Source organism: Massilia sp. ST3 (genome assembly GCF_018119405.1).
In the GTDB taxonomy this organism is placed as follows: Bacteria; Pseudomonadota; Gammaproteobacteria; order Burkholderiales; family Burkholderiaceae_D; genus Telluria.
Window position 1 is genome coordinate 39,956 of sequence record NZ_JAGPWC010000027.1, and the last position, 21,178, is coordinate 61,133.

The window sequence follows — 21,178 nt, forward strand, 5'->3', positions numbered from 1 at the left end:
AATATTTTGCGCCGAACCCTAAAGTTCCCCGAAACCCGTCCGATAACGATCTCAGATAGGCAGGAATGGGTCGAAAAATTTTTTCAGAACCCCCTAAAGTTCTCTCCAGTGGTGCCGATAACTGTTTGGAAGACAACAAAGGGACGAAAAATATTTTCGAAAAACCCTAAAGTTCTCCTCAACCCCGACGATAACGTGTCAGGGATGCGACAGATCAAGTCTGACGCGACTCACAATTCAGGGTGTGTTCCAGCACCGTCCCAAGCCCCTGCTTCATAGGGGAATCAGAGTGATCCAGAAGGGTTTGTCAGACAAACTCCTACGGGTCATGTCCGTCGTTCGCGGACGAAAAATACAGCGTTTCTCCGATTCCGCAAAAGTTGCCCCACGGTCAGAATCTATCTCATCGGCAACACACAAACGGAGAGAGAAAATGACTGCGAACGACATGATGGCTGAAATTCGTGATGCTAACCTGAGCTACCTGATGCTCGCCCAGCAGATGATCCGCGCCGACAAGGTCACCGCCATCTTCCGTCTCGGTATCTCGGCCGACATCGCCGACCTGATCGAAGGCATGAGCAACGCCCAGATCCTGAAGCTCGCCGGCGGCAACATGATGCTGGCCCGTTTCCGCTTCGACGACAGCGCCATCCTGGGCATGCTGACCAGCCACACCAAGGAACGCAGCCTGGCCCAGTCGCACGCCGCCATCCTGATGGCCGGCCAGCCGGTCGAAGAGATCGTATAATCCGCCTGACGGTCCCGCCGGGACCAGTGTCTGAACAGGTCCGGAGCAGTCATGAGCAAAAAAAGCGTTGTCTCGGAAGCGCAGGAAATCCAGCTGGCTATCGAACTGATCAATCTCGGCGCCCGGCTCCAGCTTCTCGAGACCGAAGTCTCGCTGTCGCGGGAACGCCTGCTCAAGCTGTACAAGGAACTCAAGGGTGTCTCTCCACCCAAGGGCATGCTGCCGTTCTCGACCGACTGGTTCCTGACCTGGCAACCGAACATCCATTCCTCGCTCTTCATCAATATCCACAACTTCCTGGTCGAACATGCCGGCGCCACCGGCATCCAGGCGGTGATGAAGGCCTACAAGCTCTATCTCGAACAGATGCCGCCCGAGCCGGGCGAAGAGCCCTTGCTGTCGCTGACCCGCGCCTGGACCCTGGTGCGCTTCTTCCAGAGCGGCATGCTGGTGCTCGTCCCTTGCAGTAAATGCAAGGGCAAGTTCATCGTCAATTCCCTCGACCTGAATGCCGATTACCAGTGCGGCCTGTGCCATATGCCTTCGCGGGCGGGCAAGACACGCAAGGCGAAGGATGCCGCTGCCAATTCCCAGGCGTAGGGTGGGCGGGTTCCCCGCCCACGCGTTCAAGCTGCTCTTGGGCTGCCCTGTTGCGACTCCACATCGATAAACTGCCTGGTCCCGGCACACCGCTCGGCGGGCGATCGCCTGTTGAACGCGTGGGCGGGAGACCCGCCCACCCTACGGGATGCGCCGCGTGAAACGCGTACTTCGTGCTCCGGCCGTCCAGGCCCTCCTGCTCCAGGCCGCCGCCTTCCCGCCGACCCTGGCCGCCGTCTACCTGCTGGCGCGCGCCGGCTGGCAACCCGGTTACCTGCACGCCGCCCTGGCCCACGGCCTGTTTGCCGCCGGCCTCAGCTGGTGGCGCGGCCTGGCCACCTGGTGGCGCGCCATCCAGTTCGCCTTTCCGCCGGCGCTGTTCGGCGCCGCCCAGCTGGCGATCCCGCCGGGCGTCTTCCTGGGCGTCTTCCTGTTCCTGCTATTACTGTACTGGTCGACCTACCGCACGCAGGTCCCTTACTATCCGTCGGGCCGCAAGGTCTGGGACGCGGTGGCCGGCGCGCTGCCGCAGGGCAGGGCGCTCAGGGTGATCGACATCGGCAGCGGCCTGGGCGGCCTGGTGCTGGAGCTGCAGCGCCGCCGGCCCGAGTCGCGCATCGAGGGAATCGAGCTGGCGCCCTTGCCCTGGCTGGCCAGCGCCGTGCGCGCCAAACTGGCCCGCAGCCAGGCGCGTTTCCTGCGCGGGGATTACGAAAAGCTCGATTTCGGCGCCTACGACGCCGTGTTCGCCTACCTGTCGCCGGCCGCCATGCCGGCCCTGTGGAACAAGGCGGCGCGCGAGATGCGGCCCGGTTCTGTACTTTTCAGTTACGAATTCGTCATCGCGGCCCGTCCCCCGAGCGCTATTGTCGTTCCGTACAGAGAGGGACCGAAGCTTTACAGATGGGACTTTTAGACGACACACCGCAGGGGAAAAGGGCTGTTTTACTTGCCCATGGGCCATTCTCAAGCTATTGTAGTTCCCTAGGTAAATATTTTCCAAAATCAGCGTTTTTAGTCTGCCGGAATGGTTATTTCGGCATTTTCGGAGTGGATTTCCCTTGTTAGTTATTATCGGTTACATCGTCGTTTGCATTTCGGTGTTCGGCGGTTTCGCAATGGCGGGCGGCCACCTGGGGACCCTGTTCCAGCCTATCGAGCTCCTGATGATCGGCGGCGCGGCCGTTGGTGCCTTTTTCGTCGGCAATAACGCGAAATCGATCAAGGCCACGATGAAGGCCTTCCCGACCATCTTCAAGGGTTCCCACTACACGAAGGACATGTACATGGAGCTGATGGCGCTCCAGTTCGACGTGCTGTCGAAAGTCCGCAAGGAAGGCCTGATGTCGATCGAAGGCGACATCGAGCAGCCGGAAGCCTCGCCCCTGTTCTCGAAATACCCGATGGTGCTGGCCGACCACCACATCGTGGAGTTCATGACCGATTACCTGCGCCTCATGGTGTCGGGCAACATGGATGCCTTCCAGATCGAAAACCTGATGGACAACGAGATCGAAACCCATCACCACGAAGGCGCCATCCCCGCGCATTGCATCGCCAAGCTGGGCGACGGCCTGCCGGCATTCGGTATCGTGGCCGCGGTGATGGGCGTGGTCCACACCATGGAATCGGTGGGTATCCCGCCGGCCGAGCTGGGAATCCTGATCGCGAAAGCGCTGGTCGGCACCTTCCTCGGCATCCTGCTGGCCTACGGCTTCGTCGGCCCGCTGGCCAGCGTGCTCGAACAGAAGCTCGAAGAATCGACCAAGATGTTCCAGTGCGTGAAGGTGACCCTGCTGGCCAGCCTGAACGGCTATGCCCCGGCCCTGGCCGTCGAATTCGGCCGCAAGGTGCTGTACTCGACCGAGCGCCCGAGCTTCGCCGAGCTCGAAGAGCACATCAAGAAGAAGAAGTAAGCGCGCGATGCCCTTTGCTTTCCACAACCTGAACGCGGGAGGTGCGCATGGCTGACGACGGCATGCGCCCCATCGTCGTCAAGCGCATCAAGAAGGTGGCCGGCGGCCACCACGGTGGTGCGTGGAAGATCGCGTACGCGGACTTCGTGACCGCGATGATGGCCTTCTTCCTGCTCATGTGGCTGCTCGGCTCCACCTCGAAAGGCGACCTGGAAGGCATTTCGGAGTTCTTCAAGAATCCGCTCAAGGTGGCGATGCAGGGCGGCTCGGGTTCGGGCGACTCGTCGTCCGTGATCAAGGGCGGCGGTACCGACCTGACCCGGCGTGCCGGCCAGGTCAAGAAGGGCGACATCGACCCGACCTCGAAGACCTACGACCTGCAGGCCGCCAAGGCCGCGATCGAGCGCCAGGAAAGCATGCGCCTGGAGTCGCTGAAGGCGAAGATCGAGTCGATCATCGAGGTCAACCCGCTGCTCAAGAAGTACAAGAACCAGCTGCTGCTCGACATTACCAGCGAAGGCCTGCGCATCCAGATCGTGGACGAGAAGAACCGCCCGATGTTTGCGCTGGCCAAGGCCGAGCTGCAGCCCTATACCCGCGAGATCCTGCACGTGATCGGCATGGTGCTCAACGAAGTGCCCAACAAGGTCGGCCTGTCGGGCCATACCGACTCGACCCCGTATTACAGCGAGGCGGGCTACAGCAACTGGGAGCTGTCGGCGGACCGCGCCAACGCCTCGCGCCGCGAGATGGTGCAGGGCGGCCTGGGCGAGGACAAGGTCCTGCGCGTGGTGGGCCTGGCCTCGGCCGCCCACCTCGACCGCAAGGATCCGTTCAACCCGATCAACCGCCGCATCAGCATCATCGTGATGAACAAGCGCACCGAGGAAGCCGTGATGCGCGACGCCGCCACCCTCGAGGTGCCGGCGCAGGACACCCAGACCGCGGCGGTGGCGACAGCCGGCGCGGTGCAAAAGTAGCCCGGCCGGGACTGGAGGACTAGAATGACAAGAAAAAAGATACTCGGATCACATGTGAAGCGCCTGCTGTCGGGCGTGTCCGTGCATGGGCGCCGGCACCTGAACGAGGTCGAGACCGACCTGCTGCAGACCGAATTGCTGCTCGAGGAAGCCATCGACAAGCTGACCGGCAGTTTCATGGCGATTCACTCGGCCGTCGGTTCGCGCCAGGCGACGATCGACCGCCTGCTGGCGGGCGGCACCCCGACCCCGGAAGACAGCGAGACGCTGTCCGCGATGTCGGGCGAGATCGGCCAGCACGTGAACTCGGCGATCACGAGCATGCAGTTCCAGGACATGACGAGCCAGCTGATCGAACGCACGCTCAAGCGCGTGGCCGGCCTGCGCGACTTCCTCGGCACGCTCAGCGAGCACGGGGCCGATATCGCGCCGGAAACGGACAGCGACGAGATCGTGGAACGGCTGGGCAAGGTCAGCATGGCGCTGGCGATCCAGTCGCTCGAGCTGCGCAGCATGCTGCGCAAGTCGGTCGAGCAGCGGCACCTCGAGAGCGGCGACATCGAGCTGTTCTGAGCGCGGCGTTTTACAGAGTTCATCACACCAACATTCACCGGCATTAGCCGGATATAAAACAGCAGGAGCAAAACATGGCAAAAACGATTCTCGCGGTCGACGATTCCAGTTCGCTGCGCCAGATGGTGGCCTTCAGCCTGAAGGCGGCTGGCTACAACGTGGTGGAAGCCGTCGACGGCCAGGATGGCCTCGACAAGGCGAAGCAGCAGGCCGTGGACCTGGTCCTGACCGACCAGAACATGCCGCGCATGGACGGCCTGGCGCTGATCAAGACCCTGCGCACCCTGCCGGCCTACGCCAAGACCCCGATCCTGATGCTGACCACCGAATCGTCCGACGAGATGAAGGCCAAGGGCCGCGCCGCCGGCGCCAACGGCTGGCTGGTCAAGCCCTTCGATCCGCAGCGCCTGATCGAGGTCGTCAAGAAAGTGATCGGCTGATGCGCGCAGGCGCATCGCTTAACTGTCCGGACTGAAACATGAGCATCGACATCAGCCAGTTTTACCAGGTCTTTTTCGACGAGGCAGAGGAACTGCTCGCCGAAATGGAGCGGCTGCTGCTGGGCGTCGATGTCGCTGCGCCCGACGCCGAAGACCTGAACGCGATCTTCCGCACGGCCCACTCGGTCAAGGGCGGCGCGTCGACCTTCGGCCTGACCGACATGAGCGAAGTGACCCACGTGCTGGAGTCGCTGCTCGACCGTATCCGCAAGGGCGAGATGGCCCTCACCTCGAACCATGTGGACGCCTTCCTGGCCGCCAAGGACAGCCTCAAGATGCTGCTCGACGGCCACCGCCACGGCGCGGCCGTGGACCAGGAAGCGGTGGCCAACGTGCGCATGGTGCTGCACGACCTGGCCGAGGGCCTGGTGCCGCAGGCGCCGGTGGTGGCGCCGTCCTTCCTGACGCTTGACGCCAAGACCCATCACCCGACTGAGGGTGCGCACCGCTACAAGATCGAGATGCCGGACGTCGCGCAGCGCGACATCAACGCCCTGGTGGACGAACTCGGCCTGATGGGCCGGGTCAAGGTCACGCCGCTCGACGGCGGACGCAGCGCCCTGATCATCACCACCCACGAGAGCCTGGACGACATCATCGCGATCTGCTCCTTCGTGCTCAACCCGGACGACCTCAAGATCTTCGAGGCGCCGGCGTTGACCCCGGAGCAGCGCGCCATCGAGGCCGCCGAGCGCAAGCGCATCGAGGACGAGCAGGGCTACGGCTTCTTCGACTTCGACGACGAGGCGCCCAAGCAGGAAGAAGACGAACTCTCGGACGACGAGCGCGGCTACGGCTTCTTCCAGCCGATCGAGCAGATCCGCGCCGCGGCCGGCATCGTCGCCGAAGCGCCGGTCGCCGTGGTCTCGCAGCGTCCGGAGCCGATCGAGCTATCCGAGCTGGCGGCCGAGAAGAAGGCGTCCGCCAAGAAGGATCCGCAGGCCGAGTCGTCCTCCATCCGCGTGTCGGTCGAGAAGGTCGACCAGCTGATCAACCTGATCGGTGAACTGGTGATCACCAACGCGATGCTGGAACAGCGCACCGGCAACCTGGACCCGATGACCCACGAGCGCCTGCTCAGTTCCATCAGCCAGCTGGGCCGCAATACGCGCGAGCTGCAGGAAGCCGTGATGTCGATCCGCATGATGCCGATGGACTTCGTGTTCTCGCGCTTCCCGCGCATGGTGCGCGACCTGGCCTCGAAACTCGGCAAGAAGGTCGACTTCATCACCCACGGCGCCGCGACGGAGCTGGACAAGGGCCTGATCGAGCGCATCGTCGACCCGCTGACCCACCTGGTGCGCAACTCGATCGACCACGGCATCGAGATGCCGGCGGCCCGTGTCGCGGCCGGCAAGTCGGAAGCGGGACGCCTGTTCCTGTCGGCCGGCCACCAGGGCGGCAACATCGTGATCGAAGTCGCCGACGATGGCGGCGGCTTGAACCGCGAGCGCATCCTGGCCAAGGCCGCCCAGAACGGGCTGGCCGTGTCCGACAACATGAGCGATGCCGAGGTGTGGCAGCTGATCTTCGCGCCGGGCTTCTCGACCGCCGAGCAGGTGACCGACGTCTCCGGCCGCGGCGTCGGCATGGACGTGGTCAAGCGCAACATCACCGCCATGGGCGGCAGCGTCGACATCCGTTCGGCGCGCGGCTTCGGCACCACCATCTCGATCTCGCTGCCGCTGACGCTGGCGATCCTGGATGGCATGTCGATCAGCTGCGGCGAAGAGATCTACATCCTGCCGCTGTCCTTCGTGGTCGAGTCGCTCCAGCCGACGCCGGCCGACGTGAGGGAAATCGCGGGCCGCGGGCGCGTGCTGAAAGTGCGCGGCGAATACCTGCCGCTGATTCCGCTGCACCAGATGTTCGGCATCACTCCGCGCATCACCGATCCCTGCGAAGGCATCGTCGTGATCCTCGAGACCGAAGGGCGCAAGGCGGCCCTGTTCGTGGACGAGCTGGTGGGCCAGCAGCAGGTGGTGGTGAAGAACCTGGAAGCGAATTACCGCAAGGTGGCCGGCATTTCGGGCGCCACCATCATGGGCGACGGCGGCGTCGCCCTGATCCTGGACGTGGCGGCGCTGGTGCGCTCTTCGCGCCAGCTGGCCGACGATCCCGTCGCGCTACAACAATCTTGACATCCATAGGAGCTGAACATGTCTTCTGTACAGAACAACAAACCGGCGGACGGCGCCGTGCATGACGGCGCCGGCAGCGAATTCCTGGCCTTCAAGCTGGGCGCCGAGGAATACGGCATCGACATCCTGAAGGTCCAGGAAATCCGCGGCTACGAAGCCGTCACCCGCATCGCCAACGCCCCCGAATTCATCAAGGGCGTGATCAACCTGCGCGGCATCATCATCCCGGTGGTGGACATGCGCATCAAGTTCAAGCTGGGCACCCCGGTGTACGACCAGTTCACCGTCGTGATCATCCTGAACATCGGCGGGCGCATCATGGGCATGGTGGTGGACAGCGTCTCGGACGTGACCACCCTGACCCCGGACCAGATCAAGCCGGCCCCGGAAATGGGCACCGCCTTCAATTCCGAGTACATGATCGGCCTGGGCACCGTGGACGAGCGCATGCTGATCCTGGTCGACATCGACAAGCTGATGTCGTCCAGCGAAATGGGCCTGATGGACAAGATCGCGGCCTGAGCGGGAGCGGGCTGGAATACGGCAAGGCACGGAGCAAACACCGGCGGCCCTGGAAGGGGCAACCGGTCAACGAGATAAAAGGCAGGCAAAGTGCCGCAGCAAAAAGCAGACACCGTCAAGGAGTTCGATTTCACGCGCCGTGACTTCGAACGCGTACGCGCGCTGATCTACCAGCGCGCCGGCATTTCGCTGGCCGACAGCAAGCAGGAAATGGTCTACAGCCGCCTGGCGCGGCGCCTGCGCGCCACCGGCATGCAGTCCTTCGGGCGCTACCTGGACGACCTGGAAGCGGGGCGCATGCAGGCCGAGTGGGAATCCTTCACCAACGCGCTGACCACCAACCTGACTTCGTTCTTCCGCGAGGCGCACCACTTTCCGCTGCTCGCCGAGCACCTGAAGGCGCTGCATCAGCGCGAGCGCCGCACGCTCACCGTGTGGTGCTCGGCCGCCTCCACCGGCGAGGAGCCGTACTCGATCGCGATGACGGCCTGCGAGGCCTTCAACACGCTCACGCCGCCGGTGCAGATCGTGGCCACCGACATCGACACCAATGTGCTGGCCACCGGCGCCAACGGCGTGTATCCGATGGAGCGCGTGGACAAGATGGAGATCGAGCGCCTGAAACGCTTCTTCCTGAAAGGGAAGGGCGGCCACGAGGGCATGGCGCGGGTGCGCCCGGAGCTGCGCAACCTGGTCAGCTTCAAGCAGCTGAACCTGCTTGCCGACGGCTGGCCGGTCGAGGGACCCTTCGACGCGATCTTCTGCCGCAACGTGATGATCTACTTCGACAAGGACACCCAGCGCAAGATCCTGAGCCGCTTCGTGCCGCTGATGAAGCCGCACGCGCTGCTGTTCGCGGGCCATTCCGAGAACTTCCTGTACGTGTCGGATTCGCTGCGCCTGCGCGGCAAGACCGTATACGAGCTCGACCAACGGGGCGCCTGAGCGCCCACCAGGCCACACCATGAATAGCCAGTTCGCCACCAACGTCTACTACGACCGTACCTTCGACGTGGACGCCGCCAAGATCCTGCCCGGCGAGTACTACTACACCGGCAAGAACATGCTGATCGTGACCGTGCTCGGGTCCTGCGTCTCGGCCTGCATCCGCGACCGCGTGACCGGCCTGGGCGGCATGAACCACTTCATGCTGCCCGACGGCGGCGAAGCGGGCAACCCGGTGTCGGCCTCGATGCGCTACGGGACCTTCGCGATGGAGGTCCTGATCAACGACCTGCTCAAGGCCGGCGCGCGGCGCGAGCACCTGGAAGCCAAGGTGTTCGGCGGCGGCGCGGTGCTGCGCGGCTTCTCGGCCATGAACGTGGGCGAGCGCAACGCCTCCTTCGTGATGCAGTTCCTGAAGACCGAACGCATCCCGGTGCTGGCCGAGGACCTGAACGACATCTATCCGCGCAAGGTGTATTTCTTCCCCAAGACCGGCAAGGTGCTGGTGAAGAAGCTGATGCAAACCCAAAACGATACGCTGGCGAAGCGCGAACTCGACTACGCCAAGCGACTCAAGGTCGAGCCGGTCGGCGGCGACATCGACCTGTTTTGATTCGAAAGGGACACAACATGAAGACCAAGGTGCTGATTGTCGACGACTCCGCGCTGATCCGCAGCGTGATGAGCGAGATCGTCAACTCCCAGCCCGACATGGAAGTGGTGGCGACCGCCCCCGATCCGCTCGTCGCGCGCGAACTGATCAAGAAGCACAACCCGGACGTGCTGACCCTGGACGTCGAGATGCCCAAAATGGACGGCCTCGATTTCCTGGAAAAGCTGATGCGCCTGCGGCCGATGCCGGTGCTGATGGTGTCCTCGCTGACCGAGCGCGGCTCGGAAATCACGATGCGGGCGCTGGAACTGGGCGCGGTCGACTTCGTCACGAAGCCCAAGCTGTCGATCCAGACCGGGATGCGCGAGTACGCGGACATGATCGCGGACAAGATCCGCGGCGCCGCGCGCGCCCGCATCGCCCCGCGCAAGGCCCAGCCCGCGGGCGCCAGCGTGCCCCTGTCGGCCCTGCGCAGCCCCCTGATCTCGTCGGAAAAACTGATCATCATCGGCGCCTCCACCGGCGGCACCGAGGCGATCCGCGAGTTCCTGATGCAGATGCCCTCGGACTGCCCGGGCATCCTGATCGCCCAGCACATGCCGGAAGGCTTCACGTCCTCCTTCGCCAAGCGCCTGGATTCGCTGTGCAAGATCAGCGTGGTCGAGTCGCAGGGCAACGAGCGGGTGCTGCCGGGCCATGCTTATATTGCTCCAGGGCATTCGCACCTGCTCCTGACCCGTTCCGGCGCCAACTACATGACCCGGATCGAGCAGAGCCCGCCCGTCAACCGCCACCGGCCCTCGGTCGATGTGCTGTTCCGTTCGGCCGCGCAGGCCGCCGGCAAGAATGCGGTTGGTGTTATCCTGACGGGCATGGGGAAGGACGGCGCCGCGGGCATGCTGGAAATGCGCCAGGCGGGGGCCTATAACGTCGCCCAGGATGAAGCGACCTGCGTGGTGTTCGGCATGCCGCGCGAGGCGATCGCCATCGGCGCGGCCCACGAAGTGGGCCCGTTGCAGGCCTTGCCGCGCATGGTCATGGAACAATTGGCCGCGCAAGGTAGCCGGGCGTTGCGTGTTTGATCCGGACGAGGTGCTTTTCGGACCATTTTATCGCCGTACGGCAACAAAAATGCTATTCTTGAGCCTGTAAAGCAGCGCTCACCATCTAACCAGATAAAAGATTCAAACGGAGTAATTCATGGCTGATCCAAAGATGCGGTTTTTGGTTGTTGACGATTTCTCGACGATGCGCCGCATCGTGCGAAATCTGCTGAAGGAACTGGGTTACGCCAACGTCGACGAGGCCGAAGATGGCGTGATGGCGCTGGCCAAGCTGCGCAGCGAGTCCTTCGACTTCGTGGTGTCGGACTGGAACATGCCGAACATGGACGGCCTGACCATGCTGCAGAACATCCGTGCCGATCCCGCGCTGGCCAAGCTGCCGGTGCTGATGGTGACCGCGGAAGCGAAGAAGGAAAACATCATCGCCGCCGCCCAGGCGGGCGCCAGCGGCTACGTGGTCAAGCCGTTCACGGCCGCGACCCTGGACGAAAAGCTCAACAAGATCTTCGAAAAACTCGACAAAGCCGGGGCCTGAGATGCTTGACCAGAACGCCGTCCAGACCTCGCACGACGAGGTCCTGAGCCGGGTGGGGCACATGACCCGCGCGCTGCACGAGAGCCTGCGCGGGCTCGGCCTCGACAAGCTGATCGAAAAGGCCGCGAGCGACATCCCCGATGCGCGCGACCGCCTCGACTACGTGGCGCGGCTGTCCGAGCAGGCGGCCAAGAAGGTGCTCGACGCGACCGATGCGGCTTCGCCGCTGCAGGATGCGATCGAGACCCGTTCGGCCGAGCTGTCCTCGAGCTGGCAGGCCCTGCTGGACAATGGCGCGAGCGAGGCCGACTGGCGTGCGCTGGCGATGCGCACCGTGACCGCGCTGGACGAAGCGCGCGCGGGCGCCGTCGCCACCCGTGGCGAGCTGATGAACATCATGATGGCCCAGGACTTCCAGGACCTGACCGGCCAGGTGATCGGCCGCATCACGGGCATCGCCCAGAATCTCGAGAAGCAGCTGGTGCAGGTGCTGATCGACTTCGCCCCGAGCGAGATCAAGCGCGAGCTGGACAACGGCCTGCTGAATGGCCCGCAGATCAACCCTGAAGGCCGCAGCGAAGTCGTGGCCGACCAGGGCCAGGTCGACGACCTGCTCGACAGCCTCGGGTTCTGAGCGCGCGCCGCGCAACACGTTTCACCCAGGGCTTCACACCACCGGTCGGTCCCACCACGGCGCACCATGCATCAAACAAACTTCATCGTTCGTGAACCGCTGCTCGATGCCAAGCAGCGGGTCATCGGCTACGAACTCTCGTGGCAGCAGCAGGCCGGGCAGGCCGTGACCGACCAGCAGCTGGAAGACCTGGTCGGCTTCGTGGCCGAGCATGTCCAGCACGAGGAGCTCGGCTGGCTGCTGCGCGACAAGCTGCTGTTCCTCGACGCGGTGCCGGCCATGCTGTCGACCGACGCCCTGCATGCGCTGCCGCCCGAGAAGACGGTTCTGACCCTGAACATCCGCCAGCTGACCGACACCGGCGTGCGCGCCGCCGTGCAGGCGGTGCGCGCGGGCGGCGTCGGGATCTCGATCCGCGGCGCCGACATGAACATCCTGGCGCGCAACCTGTCCCCGTATGCCTCGTATGTCGAGGTGCGCTTCACCGGCCTGGATGTGGGCGAGCAGGCCCGCACCTATGCCGCCGCCAAGCATTCGGCGGTGCGCATGGTGGGCCGCCCGGTGGCCACCTGGGCCGACTTCGACGCCTGCGCCGCGCTCGGCCTGGACGCCTTCGTCGGCAAGCTGCACCTGACCCCGCGCCCGGGCAACCCGGTCAAGGGCATGAACCCGACCCAGGGCACCATCCTGCAGCTGATGCAGATGGTGCAGAACAACGAGGACGTGCCCAAGATCGAGGACGTGCTCAAGCGCGATCCGGCGCTCACCTACAAGCTGCTGCGCTTCATCAATTCCGCCGGCTTCGGCGCCGGCCGCGAGGTGCAGTCCCTGCGCCAGGCGATCTCGCTGATGGGCTATGCGCCCCTGTACCGCTGGCTGGTGCTGCTGCTGGCCACGGCCAGCCAGAGCGGCTATTCGCCGGTGCTGATGGAAACCGCCGTCGTGCGCGGCCGCCTGGCCGAGCTGCTGGGCGAGATCCGGCTGGGGCGCGGGGAAGGGGAGAATCTGTTCGTGGCGGGGATGTTCTCGCTGCTCGACCGCCTGCTCGGGCTGCCGATGCAGGAGGTGCTGGAGACGATTCCGCTGCCGGACGAGGTGGTGGCGGCCCTGCTCAGGCGCGAGGGCAAGTATGGGCCTTTCCTGGCGCTGGCCGAGGCCTGCGAACTGAATTCGAACCTGGTGGCGTCGCTGGCGCAGTCGCTGGATATCAGCCCGCTCGAGGTCAACAAGGCGCATTTGTCGGCGCTGGCGTGGGCGCAGAGCGTGGCGGTATAGGCGGCGGGCGAACTTGGGCGAAACAATGCCAGTGGCATTGTTTCGACATGCGCGGGGATGACGTTTACGCGCTGACGAATATCGTTACACTTGCTTAGGCCAGCTGCTCCACCTCGTCATCCCCGCGAAGGCGGGGATCCAAGTTCCCCAGCTAAACCACAATCGGCACCCCAGCCGCGAACCGAAAGACGACGCCTAGCGCGCCGCCCTCCGCTCCGGCACTCCGCTGGTCACGAACCGCTCCAGCGTCTGCTGCATCTGCATCGAGATACTCGCGAAACTGCAGCCCACCTGCACCTGCTCGCCCAGCAGGAAGGTCTTGAACGGCCGCAGCAGCCGCACTTCCAGGTCGGCGATCAGGGTCAGCGCCGGGCCCAGTTCCAGCCGGGCGCCCGTGATCTTCTTCCCGACCGTCAGCCCGAAGCACTGGTCCGGCGTCGCGCGCAGTCCGACGCCGCTTTGCGAGAAGTCGTACAGCGGCAATTCATACTGGCGTCCCTGCAGCGCGAAACTCGCGGTGTAGTTCACCCCGACCGGGGTCTCGATGCGGCGGGCGGCGCGGCGGTTGAGCACCAGGCAGCTTTCCGGGAACTCGGCGTGCACCATCATCGGCCGGCCGTCCAGGGCCCGCCAGTCGCCCTCCAGTTCGAACTGCAGCTTGGCGTTGCCGCCGATCGACGCCACGAAGACCAGCTTGCCCGATGGCGGCATTTCGCTGCCGGTGAAGTCCAGCACGAAATGCGGCAGCTCCGGGTCCACCGACTCGATCCGGGCCAGCAGCGGTTCCACGTAACCGGCCGGGAACACGGTGACCGCGTCGCCGCGCTCCGCCAGGGTGGTCAGCGCTTCCCCGATATCGAAGGGGTCGCGCATCTCGTGCGGCTCGAGGTTGCCGCCGATGCGGGTGACGGCGTCGGCGGGCTTGGGCGGGCCCTTGCGGGCAATGGCGATGACAGTATCGTTCACGGCGAATCCTGGGGCGTGAGCAGTAAGTGAAACTACTAATATACGCCCGTTCTGTTCGTGTTGCAATTTCGCAAGCTTCAGTGTTGTTTTGATATCGCTCAACAAAACAACAGGATCAGATCTCGAGATTGTCGATCAGGCGCGTGTTGCCCAGCTTGGCGGCGGCCAGCACCACCAGCGCCTCGCCACGTTCCATGTCGGCGGCGCCAGGCGCCTGCAGGTCGCTGCGCTTGCGGATCGAGACGTAGTCCGGCTGCCAGCCGCGTCCGGCCAGTTCGGCCATGGCGCGCGCTTCCACGGCCGCCAGGTCGAGCTCGCCGCCGCGCACGGCCTCGGCCACGGCGTTCAGGTTGCGGTACAGGACCGGCGCTTCGGCGCGCTCGCTGGCCGACAGGTAGCCGTTGCGCGAGGACAGGGCCAGGCCGTCCTCGGCGCGGTAGGTCTCGGCGCCGATGATCTCGGTCGGCAGGGCGAACTGGCGCGCCATGTTACGCACGATCATCAGCTGTTGGTAGTCCTTCTTGCCGAACACGGCCACGCGCGGCTGCACGCAGGAGAACAGCTTGGTCACGACCGTGCACACGCCTTCGAAGAAGCCGGGACGGAATTCGCCTTCCAGGGTGTTGCCCAGGCCGTCGGGCGGGCGCACGCGGTATTCCTGGGGTTCCGGGTACATGTCCTTCTCGGTCGGCGCGAACAGCACGTAGACGCCTTCCTTTTCCAGCTTGGCGACGTCGTCCTGGAAGGTGCGCGGGTACTTGTCGAAGTCCTCGTTCGGGCCGAACTGGAGGCGGTTGACGAAGATCGAGGCCACCACCGGGTCGCCGTGGCGGCGCGCCAGGCGCATCAGGGACAGGTGGCCCTCGTGCAGGTTGCCCATCGTCGGCACGAAGGCGGTGCGCAGCTGGCCGCGCAACTGGTCGCGCAATTCGTCAATGGAGGAAATGATTTTCATGGGCTGACAGGGAGGTGAAAGCCGGCCTCAGGCCGGCGAATAGGCCAGGCGCACATAGATGGGCGCAAAGGGCTCGGCCTGGGTGATTTCGATGAGGGTTTCTTTCGCGAGTTCGAGCATGGCCACAAAGTGTACTACCACGATCGGCACCCCGTGCTGGCCCGCGAACAGCTCGCCGAACTCGACGAAGCGCTGCGACTGCAGGGTCCGCAGGATGGCCGACATGTGCTCGCGCACCGACAGCTCCTGGCGGCTGATCCGGTGGTGCTGGGTCAGCTTGGCGCGGCGCAGGACGTCGAACCAGGCCCGCTGCAGGTCCCAGGGGTCGACATCCGGCCAGACGGGCGCCAGGCCCTGTTCCACGAACAGGGCGGGGCGCACGAAGTCGCGGCCTTCCTGGGGCAGCTGGCCCAGCTGGACGGCGGCGCTCTTGATCTGCTCGTAGTCCAGCAGCCGGCGCACCAGTTCTGCGCGCGGGTCGCCCACGTCCTCGACCAGGTCGTCCTGGCGCCGCGGCAGCAGCATGCGCGACTTGATCTCGATGAGCATCGCGGCCATCAGCAGGTATTCGGCCGCCAGCTCCAGGTTGTGCTGGCGGATCTGCTCGACGTATTCCAGGTATTGCAGGGTCACCTGCGCCATCGGGATGTCGAGGATGTTGAAGTTCTGCTTGCGGATCAGGTAGAGCAGCAGGTCGAGCGGACCTTCGAAGGCGTCGAGGAAGACCTCGAGCGCATCCGGAGGGATGTACAGGTCGTTCGGCAGGCGCGTCAGCGGCTCGCCGTACAGGCGCGCGATGGCGCCGGCGGGGTCCGCCGTGTCGTCAGCTGGGAGAGGCGGCGCCCCGGATGCCGGCATCGGTTCGGCCGGCTCCTGCGCGGCCTGGTCGGGCAGCATGGGCGCCTTCTGGCTCAGACCTTGGTCTGGTAGGGGTAGGCGTTCTGGCGCAGGCGCGATTCCTTGACGCGCGCCTGTTCGTCCAGCGACAGCGGAGCCTTGTCCCAGAGCAGGGCGCGGCCCGCCTGCTGGCGTTCTTCCATACCCGGCAGCTGGCCCTTCAGTTCCTTGATGAACTTGGTGTGCTCGGATTCGTACATCGAGTGTTGTTTCTTGAAGATCATGATTCTTAAGAGAAGTAAACGAGAGACGGGGCAGATTCTTCTGCCCCGCGCGTCCCGCGTCAAGCTTATTTATGCAGCTCGTTCAGCTGGCGGGCAATGATGTCGTGGCTGAGCCACAGCACCGGGGCGATTTTCTCGGCCGCACCATGGAACATCAGCGGCCCGGCGCCTTCCAGCACCAGGCTGGACAGGTGGTCGGTGATCAGGGCCTTGCGGTCCTTGTGCAGGGCGGTGATCTCGTCCGAGGTGCCGATCATGACGTCCGCCAGTGCCGGCGTGTTGTCCATCGGCCAGGCTTCGAAGTTGCGGAAGTGGGCGCTGGTGGCGTCCTGGTTGTAGCCTTCCAGCTTGTCCAGCACGCTCTGCAGCGACACGCCCTCGTTCAGCAGGTCCTGGCAGATGCGCCACTGCTCGTCGGCCCAGGCGCCGCCGCCTTCGCGCTTGAGCGCCTTCAGCAGCGGGATCAGCGGCAGTTCGACGCCGACGAAGATATCGGACGAATTGGTGCGGATTTCCGGGCAGTTGAACACGGTCGCCCAGACGCCTTGCTTCCAGGCCGCCTCGGCCACCGACTCCAGGCGCATCTTGGCGTAGCCCTGGGTGTAGTTGGTGTAGGTCTGCCAGACGTACTCGTTGCCGATCAGGACCTCGGTGCCGTGGTAGCCGTAGGCCGTATAGCGCACTTCGCCGCCGGCCGCGGTCACGCGCTCGCGGATCTTGCTTGATGCATCGATCAGGTACTTGAGCGTGTTGGCGGTGACTTCGTCGAAGTTCATCAGGATCAGCTTGCCCAGGTCGCTGTCGAGCAGGGCGCGCGAGGACATGAAACGCTCGCCGCGGCCCTTGTAGATGCGGTTGGCGATGGCCAGGAAAGCCTTGATCTTCGGGATGCCGCCGGCCATGGTGTGGGCGAAGAAGACATTGGCGCCTTGCGGGACCAGCTTGTCGATCTCGGCCATGACGGTGGCGGCCGAGCTGGTGAAGCGGCGCACGCCGGCTTCGCGGCAGCGCTCGATCTTTTCCCAGTCCAGCTTGTCTTCCTGCCAGCTCTTCAGGGTGATCCCCGAGAGCATCTCGGTCGGGTTCTGCTCGCCTTCGGGCGCATCCATGTCGAAACCTGCCATCAGCGGCACGTTGATGATGCGGCCGCCCAGCTTCTCTTCCGCTTCGGCGTGTTCTTCCGCGGTCAGCGCGCGCAGGGCGCCGGACTCGTCGCGGCGACCCACGGTGATGCCGACAATGGTCATGCCGGCCGCGCGGGCCTCGTCGATCAGGCCGTTCACATAGCCGCGGCCGAACAGTTCGCCGAACAGGACGAACACGTCGCCTTTGCGGAACACGTTGGCGTGCGGGATGTGGCGGAGAGGTTTGAATTCGGTCATATTATTAGCTGCCTATCAAAAGGTATGTAGGGGCATTTGTTCTACACAAAAAGCGTGTCATTGTATCACCCGCTACGGGCGCCGGAATTGGTTTCCGGGGCCATTCCTGTAGTCATTCTGGCCCAGTTCGGAGGGTTTAGTTAGCCCCAAAACCGTCGTACCCTTCACTGGAGGGTACGACCTCCGGCGAAGGCCGGAGCCTAAGTTGAGCGTCGCGTTAGCGCATGCAAACTTGGGTTCCGGCCTTCGCCGGAACGACGGTTCGTATGCTAACTAACGAGAATGCCTCAGCGAATCCGCATCCCCGGCGTCGCGCCCGGCATCGGGTCGAGCAGGTAGAGACCCGGATTCGCCTTCTCGTCGGCACTTGATGCGCACAGCACCATGCCTTCCGAGACGCCGAACTTCATCTTGCGCGGGGCCAGGTTGGCGACCATCACGGTCAGCTTGCCGACCAGGTCTTCCGGCTTGTAGGCCGACTTGATGCCCGAGAACACATTGCGGTAGCGGCCTTCACCCACGTCCAGGGTCAGGCGCAGCAGCTTTCCGGCGCCTTCCACGTGTTCGCAGTTGACGATCCTGGCCACCCGCAGGTCGATCCTGGTGAAGTCGTCGATCGAGATTTCCGGGGCCAGCTCCTCGATGTCGCCGGCCGGCGCCGCGTCGGCGGCCGGAGCGGCGGTCTCGGCGGTGGCTGGGGCAAGAGCTGCAGCCGGCGCGGCCGGCTTGTCGAACAGGTTCTCGACCATCTTGGCGTCCACGCGCTGCATCAGGTGGCTGTAGGCGCCGATGGTGCGACCCAGCATGGTCTCGTAGACGGCCGCGCCATGGGTGTCGGCCCAGCTCAGCTCGGCGTCGCCCAGGAACTCGGACACGCGCGCCGCCACCTGCGGCAGCACCGGGGACAGCATGATGGTCAGCTGGCGGAACAGGATCAGGGCGGTGGTGCAGACGTCGTGCAGCTCGGCCAGCTTGGTCTCGTCCTTGGCCAGGATCCAGGGCTTGTTCTCGTCCACGTACTGGTTGGTGACGTCGGCGATCTCCATGATCTCGCGTAGCGCCTTGCCGTACTCGCGCGCCTCGAAGCTGGCGGCGATGCTGGCCTGGCGTTCCACGCCTTCGCTCATCAGGGCCTTGCAGATCCAGCCTTTCGCATCGCCGGACAGGGTGTCGGCCAGCTTGCCGTCGAACTTCTTGGCGATGAAGCCGGCGCAGCGGCTGGCGATGTTGACGTATTTACCGATCAGGTCGCTGTTCACGCGGTTGACGAAGTCCTCGCCGTTGAAGTCGAGGTCTTCGACCCGGGCGTTGAGCTTGAAGGCCAGGTAGTAGCGCAGCCATTCCGGGTTCATGCCCAGTTCCAGGTAGCGCAGCGGCGAAATGCCGGTGCCGCGCGACTTCGACATCTTTTCGTTGTTGACGGTCAGGTGGCCGTGGACGGCGACCTTCAGCTTGTCGATGATCGGGTGGCCCGAGAAGTTCAGCATCGCCGGCCAGAACAGCAGGTGGAAGGACACGATGTCCTTGCCGATGAAGTGCAGCTGCTCGGCCTGCGGGTCGTTCAGGAAGGCTTCGAAGTCCAGGCCCTGCTTGTCGAAGTAGTTCTTGAGCGAGGCCAGGTAGCCGACCGGCGCGTCCAGCCACACATAGAAGAACTTGCCCGGTGCGTCGGGAATCGGGATACCGAAGTAGGGCGCATCGCGCGAGATGTCCCAGTCGGCCAGCTTCTCGCCGGATTCGCCCAGCCATTCCGAGACCTTGTTGACCATTTCCGGCTGCAGGCGGCCCGGGGTGTTCAGCCACTCCTTGAGGAACTGGAAGCAGCGCGGGTCGGACAGCTTGAAGAAGTACTGCTCCGAGGGTTTCAGGACCGGGGTCGAGCCCGTGAACACCGAGAACGGGTTGATCAGTTCGGTCGGCTGGTAGGCGGCGCCGCAGACTTCGCAGTTGTCGCCGTACTGGTCCTTGGCGTGGCAGGTCGGGCACTCGCCCTTGATGTTGCGGTCGGCCAGGAACATGCCCTTGACCGGGTCGTAGAAGCGGTCGACGGTCTTGGTGACGATCAGGCCGGCATCGCGCAGCTTGCGGTAGATGCCCTGGGACAGCTCGACGTTTTCCGGCGAATCGGTCGAATACCAGTTGTCGAAGGCGATGTGGAAGCCGTCCAGGTATTGCGGGCGGCCGGCGGCGATCTTGGCCACGAACTCCTGGGGCGTGATGCCCTCCTTCTCGGCGGCGATCATGATCGGGGTGCCGTGCGTATCGTCGGCGCAGACGAAGTGCACCTGGCGCTGGACGCCGCCATCGCGCTGCATTCGCTGGAAGCGGACCCAGATGTCGGCCTGGATGTATTCCATCATGTGGCCGATATGGAAGGCTGCGTTGGCGTAGGGCAGGGCAGTGGTGACAAACAGCTTGCGGGTCATGGTCGAGACGCTCTGGTTATATGAAAAGAAGCATTTTAACAGCGGATGGCCTTGTTCGCGCAGGGGGTATTGCTCGGGTGGCGGCCGATTTTGCCATTCCGGCAAGAGGACGAAGTGCATTTTGCGCTACACTTTCGGCCATCACATTCGGAGAAATACATGAGCATTACTGAGAACGAGGTCAAGGCAGCGCTGTCGGCGGTTATCGATCCTAACACCGGGAAAGACTTCGTCGCGTCCAAATCGGTCAAGCAGGTCCAGGTCGCCGGGGCGGACGTCAGCTTCGAGATCGAGCTGGGTTATCCCGCGGCCAGCCAGGTTCCCGCGATCCGCGAACAGGTGACGGCGGCCGTGAAGGCGCTGCCGGGCGTCGGCCAGGTCACGGTCAAGGTCACCAGCAAGATCGTCTCGCACGCGGTCCAGCGCGGCCTGAAGGTCATGCCGAACGTGAAGAACATCATCGCCGTCGCCTCCGGCAAGGGCGGGGTCGGCAAGTCGACCACCGCCGTCAACCTGGCCCTGGCCTTGTCGAGCGAAGGCGCCAGCGTCGGCATCCTGGACGCCGACATCTACGGCCCCTCGCAACCCATGATGTTGGGGATCAATGGCCGTCCCGAGAGCCGCGACGGCAAGACCATGGAGCCGCTGGAGAACCACGGCGTGCAGGTGTCCTCGATCGGCTTCATGATCGACCCGGACGAGCCCATGGTCTGGCGCGGCCCGATGGTCACCGGCGCGCTGCAGCAGCTGCTCGAGCAGACCAACTGGCGCGACCTCGATTACCTGATCGTCGACATGCCGCCGGGGACCGGCGACATCCAGCTGACCCTGTCGCAGAAGGTGCCGGTCACCGGCGCCGTGATCGTCACCACCCCGCAGGACATCGCCCTGCTGGACGCGCGCAAGGGCCTCAAGATGTTCGAGAAGGTCGGCATCCCGATCCTGGGCGTGGTCGAGAACATGTCGACCCACATCTGCTCGAACTGCGGCCACGTGGAGCATATCTTCGGCGAAGGCGGCGGCGCCAAGATGTGCAAGGACTTCGGCGTCGACTTCCTGGGCTCGCTGCCGCTGACCATGTCGATCCGCGAGCAGACCGACTCCGGCCGTCCGACCGTGGTGGCCGATCCGGACGGCGCCGTGGCCGACGTCTACAAGCAGATCGCGCGCAGGATCGCCATCAAGGTGGCCGACAAGGCCAAGGACATGAGCGCCAGGTTCCCGAGCATCGTCGTCAAGAACGACTAAGGTCCGGTACTGTGTTCCGGGCCCGGCGCGG

General features: G+C 64.3%; 22 protein-coding genes. 16 read left to right on the plus strand and 6 right to left on the minus strand.

What is annotated here, in order from left to right:
• The first annotated feature begins 433 nt into the window (after nt 1-433).
• The 15 genes from flhD to KBW98_RS11620 all read left to right on the plus strand — a co-directional run bounded on the left by flhD (nt 434) and on the right by KBW98_RS11620 (nt 13,049).
• The gene (gene flhD, locus KBW98_RS11550; protein WP_211520286.1) at nt 434-751 is read left to right on the plus strand and encodes a flagellar transcriptional regulator FlhD; all 318 of its coding nucleotides are present in this window, start codon (nt 434-436) and stop codon (nt 749-751) included.
• Between the two features lie 51 nt (nt 752-802).
• On the plus strand, nt 803-1,351 hold the full coding sequence (flhC, locus tag KBW98_RS11555) for a flagellar transcriptional regulator FlhC (RefSeq protein WP_211520287.1): 549 nt from the start codon (nt 803-805) through the stop codon (nt 1,349-1,351).
• 148 nt (nt 1,352-1,499) lie between these two features.
• The gene (locus KBW98_RS11560; protein WP_211520288.1) at nt 1,500-2,267 is read left to right on the plus strand and encodes a trans-aconitate 2-methyltransferase; all 768 of its coding nucleotides are present in this window, start codon (nt 1,500-1,502) and stop codon (nt 2,265-2,267) included.
• 145 nt (nt 2,268-2,412) lie between these two features.
• Complete coding sequence (motA, locus tag KBW98_RS11565; protein WP_211520289.1) at nt 2,413-3,267, plus strand: flagellar motor stator protein MotA; 855 nt, start codon at nt 2,413-2,415, stop codon at nt 3,265-3,267.
• A 47-nt stretch (nt 3,268-3,314) separates the two neighbouring features.
• Nucleotides 3,315-4,247, plus strand: a complete 933-nt coding sequence (gene motB, locus KBW98_RS11570; protein WP_211520290.1) for a flagellar motor protein MotB — start codon at nt 3,315-3,317, stop codon at nt 4,245-4,247.
• A 24-nt stretch (nt 4,248-4,271) separates the two neighbouring features.
• The gene (locus tag KBW98_RS11575; RefSeq protein ID WP_211520291.1) at nt 4,272-4,820 is read left to right on the plus strand and encodes a chemotaxis protein; all 549 of its coding nucleotides are present in this window, start codon (nt 4,272-4,274) and stop codon (nt 4,818-4,820) included.
• Nucleotides 4,821-4,894: 74 nt separating this feature from the next.
• Nucleotides 4,895-5,260: a response regulator gene (locus KBW98_RS11580; protein WP_078030901.1), complete on the plus strand. Its 366-nt coding sequence runs from the start codon at nt 4,895-4,897 to the stop codon at nt 5,258-5,260.
• 38 nt (nt 5,261-5,298) lie between these two features.
• Nucleotides 5,299-7,461 (plus strand): chemotaxis protein CheA, encoded by a 2,163-nt coding sequence (gene cheA / locus KBW98_RS11585; protein WP_211520292.1) that lies wholly within the window; start codon nt 5,299-5,301, stop codon nt 7,459-7,461.
• A gap of 18 nt (nt 7,462-7,479) precedes the next feature.
• Entirely contained in the window at nt 7,480-7,983 is a 504-nt protein-coding gene (locus KBW98_RS11590) for a chemotaxis protein CheW (RefSeq protein WP_211520293.1), read from the plus strand.
• 90 nt (nt 7,984-8,073) lie between these two features.
• The gene (locus KBW98_RS11595; RefSeq protein WP_211520294.1) at nt 8,074-8,928 is read left to right on the plus strand and encodes a CheR family methyltransferase; all 855 of its coding nucleotides are present in this window, start codon (nt 8,074-8,076) and stop codon (nt 8,926-8,928) included.
• 19 nt (nt 8,929-8,947) lie between these two features.
• Nucleotides 8,948-9,541: a chemoreceptor glutamine deamidase CheD gene (gene cheD / locus KBW98_RS11600; protein WP_211520295.1), complete on the plus strand. Its 594-nt coding sequence runs from the start codon at nt 8,948-8,950 to the stop codon at nt 9,539-9,541.
• Nucleotides 9,542-9,558: 17 nt separating this feature from the next.
• Nucleotides 9,559-10,623, plus strand: a complete 1,065-nt coding sequence (locus KBW98_RS11605) for a chemotaxis response regulator protein-glutamate methylesterase (protein ID WP_211520296.1) — start codon at nt 9,559-9,561, stop codon at nt 10,621-10,623.
• Nucleotides 10,624-10,741: 118 nt separating this feature from the next.
• Entirely contained in the window at nt 10,742-11,140 is a 399-nt protein-coding gene (gene cheY, locus KBW98_RS11610; RefSeq protein ID WP_005666673.1) for a chemotaxis response regulator CheY, read from the plus strand.
• Between the two features lies 1 nt (nt 11,141).
• The gene (cheZ, locus tag KBW98_RS11615) at nt 11,142-11,774 is read left to right on the plus strand and encodes a protein phosphatase CheZ (RefSeq protein ID WP_211520297.1); all 633 of its coding nucleotides are present in this window, start codon (nt 11,142-11,144) and stop codon (nt 11,772-11,774) included.
• Nucleotides 11,775-11,840: 66 nt separating this feature from the next.
• Nucleotides 11,841-13,049 (plus strand): EAL and HDOD domain-containing protein, encoded by a 1,209-nt coding sequence (locus tag KBW98_RS11620; RefSeq protein ID WP_211520298.1) that lies wholly within the window; start codon nt 11,841-11,843, stop codon nt 13,047-13,049.
• A 195-nt stretch (nt 13,050-13,244) separates the two neighbouring features.
• On the opposite strand, the gene KBW98_RS11625 is transcribed toward KBW98_RS11620, so the two are convergent.
• The 6 genes from KBW98_RS11625 to metG all read right to left on the minus strand — a co-directional run bounded on the left by KBW98_RS11625 (nt 13,245) and on the right by metG (nt 19,899).
• Complete coding sequence (locus KBW98_RS11625; RefSeq protein ID WP_373888929.1) at nt 13,245-14,015, minus strand: flagellar brake protein; 771 nt, start codon at nt 14,013-14,015, stop codon at nt 13,245-13,247.
• 115 nt (nt 14,016-14,130) lie between these two features.
• Nucleotides 14,131-14,970: a pantoate--beta-alanine ligase gene (panC, locus tag KBW98_RS11630; protein WP_211520299.1), complete on the minus strand. Its 840-nt coding sequence runs from the start codon at nt 14,968-14,970 to the stop codon at nt 14,131-14,133.
• Between the two features lie 27 nt (nt 14,971-14,997).
• Entirely contained in the window at nt 14,998-15,828 is an 831-nt protein-coding gene (locus KBW98_RS11635; protein ID WP_373888930.1) for a ScpA family protein, read from the minus strand.
• A 53-nt stretch (nt 15,829-15,881) separates the two neighbouring features.
• Nucleotides 15,882-16,091 carry a DUF3460 family protein gene (locus KBW98_RS11640; RefSeq protein ID WP_211520301.1) on the minus strand — a complete coding sequence of 70 codons (210 nt, stop codon included), beginning with the start codon at nt 16,089-16,091 and terminating at the stop codon, nt 15,882-15,884.
• A gap of 65 nt (nt 16,092-16,156) precedes the next feature.
• Nucleotides 16,157-17,473, minus strand: a complete 1,317-nt coding sequence (locus tag KBW98_RS11645; protein WP_211520302.1) for a hypothetical protein — start codon at nt 17,471-17,473, stop codon at nt 16,157-16,159.
• Between the two features lie 287 nt (nt 17,474-17,760).
• Nucleotides 17,761-19,899 carry a methionine--tRNA ligase gene (gene metG / locus KBW98_RS11650; protein WP_211520303.1) on the minus strand — a complete coding sequence of 713 codons (2,139 nt, stop codon included), beginning with the start codon at nt 19,897-19,899 and terminating at the stop codon, nt 17,761-17,763.
• Nucleotides 19,900-20,058: 159 nt separating this feature from the next.
• On the opposite strand from metG, the gene apbC reads away from it, so the two are divergent.
• A complete protein-coding gene (gene apbC / locus KBW98_RS11655; RefSeq protein WP_211520304.1) occupies nt 20,059-21,147 on the plus strand; it encodes an iron-sulfur cluster carrier protein ApbC in 1,089 nt (362 codons plus the stop codon).
• The last annotated feature ends 31 nt before the right edge of the window (nt 21,148-21,178 follow it).

What these genes read in the sequence shown, in the direction of transcription:
- KBW98_RS11640 (WP_211520301.1), bottom strand. Translation starts at nt 16,091, where the DNA reads ATGATCTTCAAGAAACAACACTCGATGTACGAATCCGAGCACACCAAG.
- KBW98_RS11560 (WP_211520288.1), top strand. Translation starts at nt 1,500, where the DNA reads ATGCGCCGCGTGAAACGCGTACTTCGTGCTCCGGCCGTCCAGGCCCTC.
- KBW98_RS11575 (WP_211520291.1), top strand. Translation starts at nt 4,272, where the DNA reads ATGACAAGAAAAAAGATACTCGGATCACATGTGAAGCGCCTGCTGTCG.
- cheA (WP_211520292.1), top strand. Translation starts at nt 5,299, where the DNA reads ATGAGCATCGACATCAGCCAGTTTTACCAGGTCTTTTTCGACGAGGCA.
- motB (WP_211520290.1), top strand. Translation starts at nt 3,315, where the DNA reads ATGGCTGACGACGGCATGCGCCCCATCGTCGTCAAGCGCATCAAGAAG.
- KBW98_RS11645 (WP_211520302.1), bottom strand. Translation starts at nt 17,473, where the DNA reads ATGACCGAATTCAAACCTCTCCGCCACATCCCGCACGCCAACGTGTTC.
- flhD (WP_211520286.1), top strand. Translation starts at nt 434, where the DNA reads ATGACTGCGAACGACATGATGGCTGAAATTCGTGATGCTAACCTGAGC.
- KBW98_RS11590 (WP_211520293.1), top strand. Translation starts at nt 7,480, where the DNA reads ATGTCTTCTGTACAGAACAACAAACCGGCGGACGGCGCCGTGCATGAC.
- cheD (WP_211520295.1), top strand. Translation starts at nt 8,948, where the DNA reads ATGAATAGCCAGTTCGCCACCAACGTCTACTACGACCGTACCTTCGAC.
- cheY (WP_005666673.1), top strand. Translation starts at nt 10,742, where the DNA reads ATGGCTGATCCAAAGATGCGGTTTTTGGTTGTTGACGATTTCTCGACG.
- flhC (WP_211520287.1), top strand. Translation starts at nt 803, where the DNA reads ATGAGCAAAAAAAGCGTTGTCTCGGAAGCGCAGGAAATCCAGCTGGCT.
- panC (WP_211520299.1), bottom strand. Translation starts at nt 14,970, where the DNA reads ATGAAAATCATTTCCTCCATTGACGAATTGCGCGACCAGTTGCGCGGC.
- KBW98_RS11580 (WP_078030901.1), top strand. Translation starts at nt 4,895, where the DNA reads ATGGCAAAAACGATTCTCGCGGTCGACGATTCCAGTTCGCTGCGCCAG.
- KBW98_RS11620 (WP_211520298.1), top strand. Translation starts at nt 11,841, where the DNA reads ATGCATCAAACAAACTTCATCGTTCGTGAACCGCTGCTCGATGCCAAG.
- cheZ (WP_211520297.1), top strand. Translation starts at nt 11,142, where the DNA reads ATGCTTGACCAGAACGCCGTCCAGACCTCGCACGACGAGGTCCTGAGC.
- KBW98_RS11635 (WP_373888930.1), bottom strand. Translation starts at nt 15,828, where the DNA reads ATGCCGGCATCCGGGGCGCCGCCTCTCCCAGCTGACGACACGGCGGAC.
- apbC (WP_211520304.1), top strand. Translation starts at nt 20,059, where the DNA reads ATGAGCATTACTGAGAACGAGGTCAAGGCAGCGCTGTCGGCGGTTATC.
- metG (WP_211520303.1), bottom strand. Translation starts at nt 19,899, where the DNA reads ATGACCCGCAAGCTGTTTGTCACCACTGCCCTGCCCTACGCCAACGCA.
- KBW98_RS11605 (WP_211520296.1), top strand. Translation starts at nt 9,559, where the DNA reads ATGAAGACCAAGGTGCTGATTGTCGACGACTCCGCGCTGATCCGCAGC.